This window comes from Klebsiella sp. Q2 (assembly GCF_009900705.1).
GTDB classification, from domain to species: domain Bacteria; phylum Pseudomonadota; class Gammaproteobacteria; order Enterobacterales; family Enterobacteriaceae; genus Klebsiella; species Klebsiella quasipneumoniae.
This window is the reverse complement of the sequence record NZ_JAAABE010000004.1, coordinates 604,236-616,987: the sequence shown is the minus strand read 5'-3', so window position 1 is coordinate 616,987 and position 12,752 is coordinate 604,236. Positions and strand designations below refer to the sequence as shown.

13 protein-coding genes are annotated in these 12,752 nt (G+C 58.4%); 9 read left to right on the top strand and 4 right to left on the bottom strand.

Features of this window, described 5'->3' with window-relative positions; translation table 11 throughout:
- Positions 1 to 16: 16 nt before the first annotated feature.
- Complete coding sequence (gene tal / locus GT756_RS18395) at positions 17 to 973, bottom strand: transaldolase (RefSeq protein ID WP_004201965.1); 957 nt, start codon at positions 971 to 973, stop codon at positions 17 to 19.
- A gap of 294 nt (positions 974 to 1,267) precedes the next feature.
- Here tal and maeB point away from each other — a divergent pair, with 294 nt between their 5' ends.
- Positions 1,268 to 3,547 (top strand): NADP-dependent oxaloacetate-decarboxylating malate dehydrogenase, encoded by a 2,280-nt coding sequence (maeB, locus tag GT756_RS18390; RefSeq protein ID WP_064187543.1) that lies wholly within the window; start codon positions 1,268 to 1,270, stop codon positions 3,545 to 3,547.
- 53 nt (positions 3,548 to 3,600) lie between these two features.
- Here maeB and hemF read toward each other — a convergent pair whose 3' ends face one another.
- On the bottom strand, positions 3,601 to 4,500 hold the full coding sequence (hemF, locus tag GT756_RS18385; RefSeq protein WP_023318852.1) for an oxygen-dependent coproporphyrinogen oxidase: 900 nt from the start codon (positions 4,498 to 4,500) through the stop codon (positions 3,601 to 3,603).
- Complete coding sequence (amiA, locus tag GT756_RS18380) at positions 4,500 to 5,372, bottom strand: N-acetylmuramoyl-L-alanine amidase AmiA (protein WP_004201984.1); 873 nt, start codon at positions 5,370 to 5,372, stop codon at positions 4,500 to 4,502. Before amiA ends, hemF begins: the two co-directional genes overlap by 1 nt.
- A gap of 211 nt (positions 5,373 to 5,583) precedes the next feature.
- Here amiA and GT756_RS18375 point away from each other — a divergent pair, with 211 nt between their 5' ends.
- The 4 genes from GT756_RS18375 (at position 5,584) to GT756_RS18360 (ending at position 8,076) form a co-directional block, all read left to right on the top strand.
- Positions 5,584 to 6,009: a GNAT family acetyltransferase gene (locus GT756_RS18375; protein ID WP_002913637.1), complete on the top strand. Its 426-nt coding sequence runs from the start codon at positions 5,584 to 5,586 to the stop codon at positions 6,007 to 6,009.
- On the top strand, positions 5,996 to 6,445 hold the full coding sequence (locus GT756_RS18370) for a DUF2919 domain-containing protein (RefSeq protein ID WP_017900453.1): 450 nt from the start codon (positions 5,996 to 5,998) through the stop codon (positions 6,443 to 6,445). The genes GT756_RS18375 and GT756_RS18370 overlap by 14 nt, the downstream gene beginning before the upstream one ends.
- 61 nt (positions 6,446 to 6,506) lie before the next feature.
- On the top strand, positions 6,507 to 7,082 hold the full coding sequence (locus tag GT756_RS18365; protein WP_048295270.1) for an RpoE-regulated lipoprotein: 576 nt from the start codon (positions 6,507 to 6,509) through the stop codon (positions 7,080 to 7,082).
- Positions 7,083 to 7,176: 94 nt separating this feature from the next.
- Positions 7,177 to 8,076: a Dyp-type peroxidase gene (locus GT756_RS18360; RefSeq protein WP_160124985.1), complete on the top strand. Its 900-nt coding sequence runs from the start codon at positions 7,177 to 7,179 to the stop codon at positions 8,074 to 8,076.
- A gap of 227 nt (positions 8,077 to 8,303) precedes the next feature.
- On the opposite strand, the gene GT756_RS18355 is transcribed toward GT756_RS18360, so the two are convergent.
- Entirely contained in the window at positions 8,304 to 8,666 is a 363-nt protein-coding gene (locus GT756_RS18355) for an endonuclease domain-containing protein (protein ID WP_072071552.1), read from the bottom strand.
- 200 nt (positions 8,667 to 8,866) lie between these two features.
- Here GT756_RS18355 and cysP point away from each other — a divergent pair, with 200 nt between their 5' ends.
- The 4 genes from cysP to cysA are packed head-to-tail and all read left to right on the top strand — an operon-like array spanning position 8,867 to position 12,675.
- Positions 8,867 to 9,883, top strand: coding sequence for a thiosulfate/sulfate ABC transporter substrate-binding protein CysP (gene cysP, locus GT756_RS18350; RefSeq protein ID WP_160124984.1), 1,017 nt, complete (start codon positions 8,867 to 8,869; stop codon positions 9,881 to 9,883).
- A complete protein-coding gene (gene cysT / locus GT756_RS18345) occupies positions 9,883 to 10,716 on the top strand; it encodes a sulfate/thiosulfate ABC transporter permease CysT (RefSeq protein WP_160124983.1) in 834 nt (277 codons plus the stop codon). The genes cysP and cysT overlap by 1 nt, the downstream gene beginning before the upstream one ends.
- A complete protein-coding gene (gene cysW / locus GT756_RS18340) occupies positions 10,716 to 11,591 on the top strand; it encodes a sulfate/thiosulfate ABC transporter permease CysW (RefSeq protein ID WP_004201990.1) in 876 nt (291 codons plus the stop codon). The genes cysT and cysW overlap by 1 nt, the downstream gene beginning before the upstream one ends.
- The gene (gene cysA / locus GT756_RS18335) at positions 11,581 to 12,675 is read left to right on the top strand and encodes a sulfate/thiosulfate ABC transporter ATP-binding protein CysA (protein ID WP_004201991.1); all 1,095 of its coding nucleotides are present in this window, start codon (positions 11,581 to 11,583) and stop codon (positions 12,673 to 12,675) included. Before cysW ends, cysA begins: the two co-directional genes overlap by 11 nt.
- Positions 12,676 to 12,752 lie beyond the last annotated feature (77 nt).

Genomic DNA, 12,752 nt, shown 5'->3' with positions numbered 1-12,752 from the left:
AGTTTTCTCCGTGAGACTAAAGTGACAGTTTGGCGGCAAGCAGATCTTCCAGTTTGCGTTGATCGACGGCGAACAGGCGGATACCCTCCGCCAGCTTTTCGACCGCCATCGGATCCTGATTATGTTCCCAGCGGAACTCCGCCTCGCTGAGCGGCACCGGGCGCGGCAGGATCTGGCTGGCAGGGATCAGTTTGCGCACCACCGGGGCGTCGCTGGCCTGCAGCTCTTTTAACAGGGGCGGGGCGATGGTCAGCCGGTCGCAGCCGACCAGGGCAAGGATCTGCTCGGTGCGGCGGAAGCTGGCGCCCATCACGATGGTGTTGTATTTATGCTGTTTGAAGTAGTCATAGATATTGCGCACGGATTTCACCCCGGGATCTTCCTCAACCACGTAAGGATCCAGCGGTTTGCGCGCCTGATACCAGTCATAAATACGTCCGACGAAAGGGGAGATCAGATAGACCCCGGCCTCGGCGCAGGCCCGGGCCTGGGCGAAGGAAAACAGCAGCGTCAGGTTGCAGTGGATCCCCTCTTTTTCCAGGGTCTCGGCGGCGCGGATCCCCTCCCAGGTGGAGGCCAGCTTGATCAGGATCCGCGACTTATCAATGCCCATCTCCTGATACAGCGCCACCAGATGGCGCGCTTTCTCGATGCTCTTCTCCCGGTTGAAGGAGAGCCGGGCGTCCACCTCGGTGGAGACCCGGCCAGGAATGCTTTTGAGGATCTCCGCGCCAAAATTGACCGCCAGCTTATCGCAGGCGTGAGTCACCTGCGCTTCACGGCCGCCTCCTTGCTTTTTCGCCCAGGCGATCGCGTCGTCAATGAGTCCGCTATAGGACGCCAGGCCGGCGGCCTTCAGCAGCAGGGAGGGGTTAGTGGTGGCATCTTCCGGATGGTAGTGGCGGATGGATTCGATGTCGCCGCTGTCGGCGACCACGGTGGTGAACTGCTTGATACTGTCTAGCTGATTCATAGATAAGTCCTCCTGGAACAAGGTGTTACATGAGTGCTTGCCGGTATGCGGTATAAATATTGATGAGGTACATAACCAAAAAGCATAGCAGACGGGGCTATTATTGGCGGCGAATCCGGGTAACATAACCGCTATAAATTGATAACAACCAGATCATAGCGATGGCCAGAGTTTGGCGGTGTTCAAAGTTTATCGCCCCGCCAGGAGGGATACTGTCTGCCACTGAAAGGTGAACGACAGGATGGTCATCACGCTTTTTCCCTACGAACGATACGTGAAAGAAAGGAATATAAAATGGATGAGCAGTTAAAACAGAGCGCCCTCGACTTCCACGAATTTCCGGTTCCCGGAAAAATCCAGGTCTCGCCGACCAAACCTCTCGCCACCCAGCGCGATCTGGCGCTGGCCTACTCGCCGGGCGTCGCGGCCCCCTGTCTGGAAATTGAAAAAGATCCGCTGGCGGCCTACAAATATACCGCCCGCGGCAACCTGGTGGCGGTGGTCTCCAACGGCACCGCGGTGCTGGGACTCGGTAACATCGGCGCGCTGGCCGGCAAGCCGGTGATGGAGGGCAAAGGCGTCCTGTTTAAGAAATTCGCCGGCATCGATGTGTTTGATATCGAAGTCGATGAGCTGGACCCGGATAAATTCATTAACGTCGTCGCCGCCCTCGAGCCGACCTTCGGCGGTATCAACCTCGAAGATATTAAAGCGCCTGAGTGTTTCTACATTGAGCAGCAGCTGCGCGAGCGGATGAATATTCCGGTTTTCCACGACGATCAGCACGGCACGGCGATCATCAGCACCGCGGCGATCCTCAACGGCCTGCGCGTCGTTGAGAAGAATCTGTCCGACGTGCGGATGGTGGTCTCCGGCGCCGGGGCGGCGGCAATTGCCTGCATGAACCTGCTGGTGGCGCTGGGGATGCAAAAGCACAACATCGTGGTCTGCGATTCGAAAGGCGTTATCTATAAGGATCGTGAGCCCAACATGGCGGAAACCAAAGCGGCCTATGCAGTGGAAGACGACGGCAAACGCACCCTCGATGACGTGATCGACGGCGCGGACATTTTCCTCGGCTGCTCCGGTCCGAAAGTGCTGACCCCGGAGATGGTGAAGAAGATGGCGCGCGCGCCGCTGATCCTCGCCCTGGCCAATCCGGAGCCGGAAATTCTGCCGCCGCTGGCGAAGCAGGTCCGCGATGATGCCATCATCTGCACCGGCCGCTCCGACTATCCTAACCAGGTCAACAACGTGCTCTGCTTCCCGTTCATCTTCCGCGGCGCGCTGGACGTCGGCGCGACGGCGATCAACGAAGAGATGAAGCTGGCGGCGGTGCATGCCATTGCCGAGCTGGCCCACGCTGAGCAGAGCGAAGTGGTGGCCTCCGCCTACGGCGATCAGGATTTAAGCTTTGGCCCGGACTACATCATTCCGAAACCGTTCGACCCGCGGCTGATCGTCAAGATCGCCCCCGCGGTGGCGAAGGCGGCGATGGACTCCGGCGTGGCGACGCGCCCGATCGCTGATTTTGACGCCTATATCGAGAAGCTGAGCGAGTTCGTCTATAAGACCAACCTGTTTATGAAGCCTATCTTCTCTCAGGCGCGCAAAGAGCCGAAGCGTGTGGTGCTGGCGGAAGGGGAGGAGACCCGGGTGCTGCACGCCACCCAGGAGCTGGTGTCGCTGGGGCTGGCCAAACCGATTCTGGTGGGCCGCCCAAGCGTGATTGAAATGCGCATCCAGAAGCTGGGCCTGCAGATCAAGGCCGGCGTTGACTTCGAGATCGTCAATAATGAATCCGACCCGCGGTTTAAAGAGTACTGGAGCGAGTACTATCAGCTGATGAAGCGCCGCGGCATTACCCAGGAGCAGGCGCAGCGGGCGGTGATTAGCAACACCACAGTGATTGGCGCCATCATGGTTCACCGTGGCGAAGCGGATGCGATGATCTGCGGGACAATCGGCGAATATCATGACCACTACCGCGTGGTGCAGCCGCTGTTCGGCTATCGCGACAGCGTCAGCACCGCCGGGGCGATGAATGCGCTGCTGCTGCCGAGTGGTAACACTTTTATCGCCGATACCTATGTCAATCACGATCCCTCGCCGGAAGAGCTGGCAGAGATCACCCTGATGGCGGCGGAAAGCGTGCGTCGCTTTGGTATTGAGCCGCGGGTGGCGTTGCTGTCGCACTCCAACTTTGGCTCTGCCGACTGCCCGTCAGCCAGCAAGATGCGTAAAACCCTGGAGCTGGTGAAGGCCCGCGCCCCGGAGCTGATGATCGATGGTGAAATGCATGGCGACGCCGCGCTGGTGGAAAGCATCCGCAACGATCGCATGCCGGACAGCCCGCTGAAAGGGTCGGCCAATATTCTGGTGATGCCGAATATGGAAGCCGCCCGGATCAGCTATAACCTGCTGCGCGTCTCCAGTTCGGAAGGGGTAACCGTCGGGCCGGTGCTGATGGGAGTCGCGAAGCCGGTGCATATTCTGACGCCGATCGCCTCCGTGCGTCGCATCGTGAATATGGTGGCGCTGGCGGTTGTCGAAGCGCAAACCGAACCGCTGTAAACGTCATAAAAAAGCCCCGGTACTCCGGGGCTTTTGGTCTGAATTGGCTTCGTTTAGATCCAAGCTTTCACTTTAATAAACTCGCTCAGCGCCGCTTCGGGGCTGCCGGCCTCCGGCTGGTAATCATATTCCCAGCGTACCAGCGGCGGCATCGACATCAGAATCGATTCCGTCCTACCGCCGGTCTGCAGACCGAACAGGGTGCCGCGGTCCCAGACCAGATTGAACTCGACGTAGCGGCCGCGGCGATAGAGCTGAAAGTGGCGCTCGCGCTCGCCGTACGGCGTGGCTTTCCGGCGTTCGACGATGGGTAAATAGGCGTCAGCATAGCCGTTCCCGACCGCCTGCATAAAGGCGAAGCAGTGGTCAAAATCCGGGGTGTTCAGGTCGTCAAAGAACAGACCGCCGATGCCGCGCTGCTCCTGGCGGTGCTTGAGATAGAAGTACTCATCGCACCATTTTTTATAGCGCGGATAGACTTCCTCGCCGAACGGCAGACACAGATCGCGGGCGGTACGATGCCAGTGGACGGCATCCTCTTCAAAGCCATAGTAAGGGGTTAAATCAAAGCCGCCGCCGAACCACCACACCGGGTCGGCGCCGGGCTTCTCGGCAATAAAGAACCGCACGTTGGCGTGGCTGGTGGGCACATAGGGGTTCAGCGGATGAACCACCAGCGAGACGCCCATGGCTTCAAAGCTGCGTCCGGCCAGCTCCGGGCGGTGGGCCGTGGCGGAGGCAGGCATGGCGTCGCCATGGACGTGGGAGAAGTTGACCCCGGCCTGTTCGAACACATTGCCCTCGCGCAGCACCCGGCTGCGTCCGCCGCCGCCGCCTTCCCGCTGCCAGGCGTCTTCAATAAACGGCGCGCCATCTACGGCGCTCAGCTGCTGACAGAGGCTGTCCTGCAGCTGGAGCAGAAAAGTTTTAACCTGCGCGGCATCGGGTTTCATTAACGTCTCTTCGAATGGGCTTTCTGGTTATCGAACCAGTGGAAATAGCTGATAATGCCGTTGGCAATCGCGGTGGCGATTTTCTGCCGGAAGGCGGTGGTGCCGAGCAGTTTCTCCTCGTTCGGGTTAGTAATGAACGAGGTTTCCACCAGCACGGACGGTATGGACGGCGACTTCAGCACCACGAACGCCGCCTGTTCGGTATTGCGGCTGTGTAGCTTATGCACCGGCTTGATCTTTTTCAGGATATGCGAGCCCAGCGTCAGGCTGTTTTTAATGGTGTCGGTCTGCACCAGATCGAACAGCACCTGCTGCAGCAGATGGTCTTTATCCGTCGCTTTCTTACCGGCGACCTCGTCGGCGCGGTTTTCGCGATCGGAGAGGTATTTCGCCATGGCGCTACTCGCCCCGCGGTTTGACAGGGCGAACACCGAGGCGCCGGCGGCGCTCGGGTTGGTGAAGCCGTCGGCGTGGATCGACATAAACAGATCGGCGCCGTGCTGATGGGCAATCTCCACGCGGTCATACAGCGGGATAAAGGTATCGCCGGTGCGGGTCAAGCGGGCGTCAATGCCGTTGCTGCGCAAGATGCTGCGCACGTTCTTAGCGATCGCCAGTACCACATGCTTCTCTTTCGAGCCATTATGGCCGATAGCCCCGGTGTCGATGCCGCCGTGGCCCGGGTCGAGCATCACAATGCGGCGGGCGCCGGCCTTTTTGGCGGCGGGTTTGCTGTGTCCATTTGATGTTTTCAGTGGCTGCTCTTTTGCGCTGACCTGTGCAGTGACGCCGCTCAGCGTCATGGCAGCCAGCCCGGCTTTCAGCACCTGACGGCGCGAAGCAAGTATTTTTAAGGGTTTAAAAGTGCTCATTCGGCCTGAATTGTAAACAAGTGATGTCCAATGTTATATCGTATCGCGTTTGCCGTTACGACCATTCAAAATAAGAATTGTTTTACTTTTCATTTCAATACATGACAAAGTCATATTATGCCATTTTTTGTCGCTGATTTCGCCTGATATTGGCTATCAGTCATATTCGCGCCATAATCACTGTTTTTAACCGTCAATGGTGGGGAATACCATGGAGATTCGCGTTTTTCGCCAGCAGGATTTCGAAGAGGTTGTGACGCTGTGGGAGCGTTGCGATCTGCTGCGTCCCTGGAACGATCCGGAGATGGATATTGAGCGCAAGCTGAATCACGATGTCAGCCTGTTCCTGGTGGCGGAAGTGAACGGCGAAGTCGTCGGTACGGTGATGGGCGGATATGACGGCCATCGCGGGTCGGCCTACTATCTGGGGGTCCATCCGGAATATCGCGGCCGGGGGATTGCGAACGCGTTGCTCAACCGGCTCGAGAAAAAGCTGATTGCCCGCGGCTGCCCGAAAATCAATATTATGGTCCGCGAGGACAACGACGTGGTGCAGGGGATGTATGAGCGGCTGGGCTATGAGTACGCCGACGTTCTGACCCTGGGCAAACGCCTGATTGAAGATGAAGAATACTGAGTTTATCCCCGCCGATTTTGATGCCCATGGCCGTCTGCGCCTGCCTTTTCTTTTCTGGTGCGTACTGTTGTTACAGGCCCGCACGTGGGTGCTGTTCTTGATGGCCGGCGCGTCGCGCCAGCAGGGCGACGCGATTCTGAATCTGTTCTATCCCGATCACGACCGCTTCTGGCTCGGTTTACTTCCCGGCGTGCCGGCGGTGCTGGCCTTTCTGCTTAGCGGCTATCGTCAGCGCCTGCCGCGCCTGTGGCGGGCGATGCGCTGGCTGCTGGTGCTATCGCAAGTGCTGCTGTTGCTCTGGCAGCCGATGCTATGGCTGAGCGGCGAATCGCCCTCATCGCTGACCATTGCGCTGCTGGTCGCGGATGGCTATGCCCTGTGGTGGCTGGCAACCAGCCGTCGCCTCGGCGCCTGTTTTCGCCAGACTAGCTTTTAATGGCACTTTTTACCGATCGTGAACTCCAACATGCGTTGAATGACTCAGAAAGGATTGTGAAATGAAATCGCTACGTGTAATGCTCTGCGCGCTTCCGCTGGCGCTCACCGGCTGCTCAACGATGAGCGCGGTCAACTGGTCGGCGGCCTATCCGTGGAACTGGTTTGGTTCTTCCACCGAGGTGACCGAGCAGGGGGTGGGTAAACTGACGGCGTCCACGCCGCTCAACGAACAGGCCATTAGCGATGCCCTGGGGGGCGACTATCGTTTGCGCAGCGGAATGAAGACCGATAAGGGCAATATCGTCCACTACTTTGAAGCGCTGAAAGACAACAGTGTGGCGCTGACCATCAATGGCGACAACGGCGCCATCAGCCGGATTGAGGTGCGTGATGCCGAAATCAAAACCGCCAGCGGCGTGAAAATCGGCACACCGTTCAGCGATCTGTACAGCAAAGCCTTCGGCAACTGCCAGAAAGGCAGCAATGACAACGGGGCGGTCGTCGAGTGTCAGGCCGAGGGGAGCCAGCATATCAGTTACGCCTTCACCGGCCACTGGAGCGGCCCGGACGAACTGATGCCCTCCGACGATACGCTGAAAAACTGGAAGGTCAGCAAAATTATCTGGCGTCGCTAAATTGATCTGAAGAGACACGACGGCCCTGAAAAACGGTTACAATGGCGCGTTAGCAACGCGACAGCGTTGTGGTTGCATCATTTCAGGAGGAGCGATGTCTCAGGTTCAGAGCGGCATTTTGCCGGAACATTGCCGCGCGGCGATTTGGATTGAAGCCAATGTCAAAGGGGACGTTAACGCCCTGCGCGAAGCGAGCAAAATTTTTGTCGATAAAGTGGCCACCTTTCAGGCTAAATTCCCTGACGCCAAACTCGGTGCCGTGGTGGCGTTCGGCAATAACGTCTGGCGTCAGCTGAGCGGCGGCGAAGGGGCGGAAGAGTTAAAAGATTTTCCGGTCTACGGCAAAGGGCTGGCGCCGTCCACCCAGTATGACCTGCTGATTCATATTTTATCCGCCCGCCATGAAGTGAACTTCTCGGTAGCGCAGGCCGCGCTGGCCGCCTTTAGCGACGCTATCGAGGTGAAAGAAGAGATCCACGGCTTCCGCTGGGTGGAAGAGCGTGACCTCAGCGGCTTCGTCGACGGCACCGAAAACCCGGCGGGGGAAGAAACCCGTCGTGAAGTGGCGGTGATCAAAGACGGCGTGGACGCGGGCGGCAGCTACGTGTTCGTCCAGCGCTGGGAGCATAATCTCAAACAGCTGAACCGCATGAGCGTGCCGGATCAGGAGATGATGATCGGCCGCACCAAGGAAGCCAATGAAGAGATCGATGGCGACGAACGTCCGGTCACGTCGCACCTGAGCCGCGTTGACTTAAAAGAAGATGGCAAAGGGCTGAAAATTGTTCGCCAGAGCCTGCCGTATGGCACCGCCAGCGGTACCCATGGCCTCTATTTTTGCGCTTACTGCGCGCGTCTGTACAACATCGAGCAGCAGCTGCTGAGCATGTTCGGCGATACCGACGGCAAACGCGACGCGATGCTGCGCTTCACCAAACCAGTGACCGGCGGCTATTACTTCGCGCCCTCCCTGGAGCGTATTCAGGCGCTGTAATTTGTCCCCTCACCCTAACCCTCTCCCCAAAGGGGAGAGGGGACGGTACGGTGCGGTTATGGAATCTGCGTGTGGACTCTCTTTCTCCCTCTCCCTGAGGGAGAGGGGACGGTTCGGTGCGGTTATGGAATCTGCGTGTGGACTCTCTTTCTCCCTCTCGTTGAGGGAGAGGGAACCGTTCGGTGCGGTTATGGAATCTGCGTGCGGACTCTTTTTCTCCCTCTCCCTCAGGGAGAGGGGCGGGGTGAGGGCATTGGCGACTCAAGCGCTTCAAGTATCCTCTCCATCACCGCCTCTTCATACTCTTCAAACTCATTATTCCAGAAGCGTAAAACCCGCCATCCCTGACTCTGTAGCCAGCGGGTACGGCGAACATCGTAGACGCGTCTCTGATCGTGTTGACCGCCGTCAAGTTCAATCGCCAGCCGTGTTGCGCAGCAGGCAAAATCGAGAATATAGGGGCCAACGGGATGCTGGCGGCGAAACTTATAGCAAGCAAAACGGCGGTTGCGCAGTAAGTACCATAGTCGACGTTCTGTTGGCGTTAAGCTACGTCTGAGCTGACGAGCAAATATCTGTGTGTTTTTCATATAAACACAGTGCGCGCCTGGCTGCCGTTTGTCACAATGACACGTCTAACCTGCGAGCAGCTTTCAGCTAAGCTTTGCCAGGTGCTTATTCCCTTTTCGACTTCCAAATCGCCAAACGGTATATAAAACCGTTACTCCTTTCGTACCCGTTATAAATATGATGATCATCAGTAAATGATCATTTTTGATAAGGGTGCGCAATGGCCGTTAAATCACTGAAAAAAGGATATCTGGCGCTGGCGGCTTCCCTGCTGCTGGTGGCGCAGGCGCAGGCGACGGAGCTGCTGAACAGCTCCTATGATGTCTCCCGCGAGCTGTTTGCCGCCCTTAACCCGCCTTTTGAGCAGCAGTGGGCGAGGGACAATGGTGGAGACAAGCTGACCATCAAGCAGTCGCACGCCGGTTCTTCCAAGCAGGCGCTGGCGATCCTGCAGGGCCTGAAGGCGGACGTGGTGACCTACAACCAGGTGACGGACGTGCAGATCCTGCATGACAAAGGCAACCTGATCCCGGCCGACTGGCAAAGCCGCCTGCCAAACAACAGCTCGCCGTTCTATTCGACGATGGGCTTCCTGGTGCGCAAAGGCAACCCGAAAAACATTCATGACTGGAACGACCTGGTCCGCTCTGACGTTAAGCTGATCTTCCCGAACCCGAAAACCTCGGGCAACGCGCGGTACACCTACCTGGCGGCCTGGGGCGCGGCGGATAAAGCCGACGGTGGCGATAAAGCCAAAACCGAACAGTTTATGACCCAGTTCCTGAAGAACGTCGAAGTCTTCGACACCGGCGGACGCGGGGCGACCACTACCTTCGCCGAGCGCGGCCTGGGCGATGTGCTGATCAGTTTCGAGTCGGAAGTGAACAATATTCGCAAGCAGTATGAGGCGCAGGGATTTGAAGTGGTGATCCCGAAAACCAACATTCTGGCGGAGTTCCCGGTGGCCTGGGTGGATAAAAACGTCAAAGCCAACGGCACGGAAAAGGCGGCGAAAGCCTATCTGAACTGGCTCTACAGCCCGCAGGCGCAGACCATCATTACCGACTACTACTATCGGGTAAACAACCCGAAAGTGATGGATTCGCTGAAGGATAAATTCCCGCAGACCGAACTGTTCCGCGTGGAGGACAAGTTTGGCTCCTGGCCTGAGGTGATGAAAACCCACTTCGCCAGCGGCGGCGAACTGGACAAACTGCTGGCGGCGGGGCGTAAGTAATGTTTGCTGTGTCGTCCAAGCGCGTGCTGCCGGGCTTGACCCTGAGCCTCGGCACCAGCCTGCTGTTTGTCTGTCTGATTCTGTTATTACCGCTCAGCGCGCTGGTGATGCAGCTGGCGCAGATGAGCTGGGCGCAGTACTGGGATGTGATCACCAACCCGCAGGTGGTGGCGGCCTATAAGGTGACCCTGCTGTCGGCGTTCGTGGCCTCGATTTTTAACGGCGTCTTCGGTCTGCTGATGGCGTGGATCCTTACCCGCTATCGTTTTCCTGGCCGCACGCTGCTGGATGCCTTAATGGACCTGCCGTTTGCGCTGCCGACGGCGGTAGCCGGCCTGACCCTGGCCTCGCTGTTTTCGGTAAACGGCATTTACGGGGAATGGCTGGCGAAGTTCGATATTAAAGTGACCTATACCTGGCTCGGTATCGCCGTGGCGATGGCTTTCACCAGCATCCCGTTCGTGGTGCGTACCGTGCAGCCGGTGCTGGAAGAGCTGGGACCGGAATATGAAGAGGCAGCGGAAACGCTGGGCGCCACGCGCTGGCAGAGTTTCCGCAAGGTGGTCCTGCCGGAGCTGTCGCCGGCGCTGCTGGCGGGCATCGCTCTGTCGTTTACCCGCAGCCTCGGCGAATTCGGCGCGGTGATTTTTATCGCCGGCAACATCGCGTGGAAGACGGAAGTGACGTCGCTGATGATCTTTATTCGTCTGCAGGAGTTTGACTATCCGGCGGCGAGCGCCATCGCCTCAGTGATCCTGGCCGCCTCGCTGCTGCTGTTGTTTTCCATCAATACCCTGCAGAGTCGCTTTGGTCGACGCGTGGTAGGTCACTAATGGCGGAAGTTACTCAATTGAAACGCTACGACGCGCCCCGCATCAACTGGGGCAAATGGTTTCTGATTGGCGTCGGGATGCTGGTTTCCGCCTTCATCCTTGTGGTGCCGATGCTCTACATCTTCATTCAGGCCTTCAGCAAAGGGTTAATGCCGGTACTGGAAAACCTGGCGAACCCGGACATGCTGCACGCCATCTGGCTGACGGTGATGATCGCCTTGATTACCGTGCCGGTGAATCTGGTGTTCGGGACCTTGCTGGCCTGGCTGGTCACACGCTTTACGTTCCCGGGACGCCAGCTGCTGTTGACGATGCTGGATATCCCGTTCGCCGTCTCGCCAGTGGTCGCGGGTCTGGTTTATCTGCTGTTCTACGGCTCTAACGGTCCGCTGGGCGGCTGGCTTGATGCACATAATCTGCAAATCATGTTCGCCTGGCCGGGCATGGTGCTGGCGACGATCTTTGTCACCTGTCCGTTTGTGGTGCGTGAGCTGGTGCCGGTGATGATGAGTCAGGGCAGCCATGAAGATGAGGCGGCGGTATTGCTGGGGGCTTCCGGATGGCAGATGTTCCGCCGGGTGACGTTGCCCAATATTCGCTGGGCGCTGCTGTACGGCGTGGTGTTGACCAACGCCCGCGCCATCGGCGAATTCGGCGCGGTGTCGGTGGTCTCCGGTTCGATCCGCGGAGAAACGCTGTCGCTGCCGCTGCAAATTGAATTACTGGAGCAGGATTACAACACCGTCGGCTCGTTTACCGCCGCGGCCCTGCTGACGTTAATGGCTATTCTGACCCTGTTTTTAAAGAGTATGTTGCAATGGCGTCTGGCCAATCAGGAAAAACGCGCGCAACAGGAGGGAAATCATGAGCATTGAGATTGCCAATATTAAGAAATCGTTTGGTCGCACCCAGGTGCTGAATGATATCTCGCTGGATATCCCTTCCGGACAAATGGTCGCGCTGCTGGGGCCTTCCGGCTCCGGGAAAACTACCCTGCTGCGGATTATCGCCGGGCTGGAGCATCAGACCAGCGGTCATATCCGCTTCCACGGCACCGACGTCAGCCGGATGCACGCCCGCGACCGTAAAGTGGGCTTCGTCTTCCAGCACTATGCGCTGTTCCGCCATATGACGGTGTTCGATAACATCGCTTTTGGCCTGACCGTGCTGCCGCGCCGTGAACGACCCAATGCGGCGGCGATTAAAGCCAAAGTGACCAAACTGCTGGAGATGGTGCAGCTGGCTCACCTGGCGGATCGCTATCCGGCGCAGCTGTCCGGTGGTCAGAAGCAGCGCGTGGCGCTGGCGCGCGCCCTGGCGGTAGAGCCGCAAATTCTGCTGCTGGATGAACCTTTCGGCGCGCTGGATGCGCAGGTGCGTAAAGAGCTGCGCCGCTGGCTGCGTCAGCTGCATGAAGAGCTAAAATTTACCAGCGTGTTCGTCACCCACGATCAGGAAGAGGCGATGGAAGTTGCCGACCGGGTGGTGGTGATGAGCCAGGGCAACATCGAACAGGCCGATGCGCCTGAACGCGTGTGGCGTGAGCCGTCCACCCGCTTCGTGCTGGAGTTCATGGGGGAAGTGAATCGTCTGCAGGGGGTTATCCGCGGCGGACAGTTCCACGTTGGCGCCCACCGCTGGCCGTTAGGCTATACCCCGGCATACCAGGGGCCGGTGGATCTGTTCCTGCGTCCGTGGGAAGTGGACATCAGCCGCCGAACCAGCCTGGATTCGCCGCTGCCGGTGCAGGTCCTGGAGGCCAGTCCGAAAGGACACTACACCCAATTAGTCGTCCAGCCTCTGGGGTGGTATGACGAACCGCTGAGCGTGGTGTTAACGGGCGATGAGGCGCCGTCCCGCGGCGAACGGCTGTTCGTCGGGCTGCAAAACGCGCGCCTGTACAACGGTACCGAGCGTATCGAGCCACGCGGCGAGCTTGCTCTGGCGCAGTCGGCCTGATAGCTTAAATCCATGTGCTTTTGCCGGGTGAGGTTGTGCTTACCCGGTCTGAAATTATCACGCGTCTGGTAGGCCGG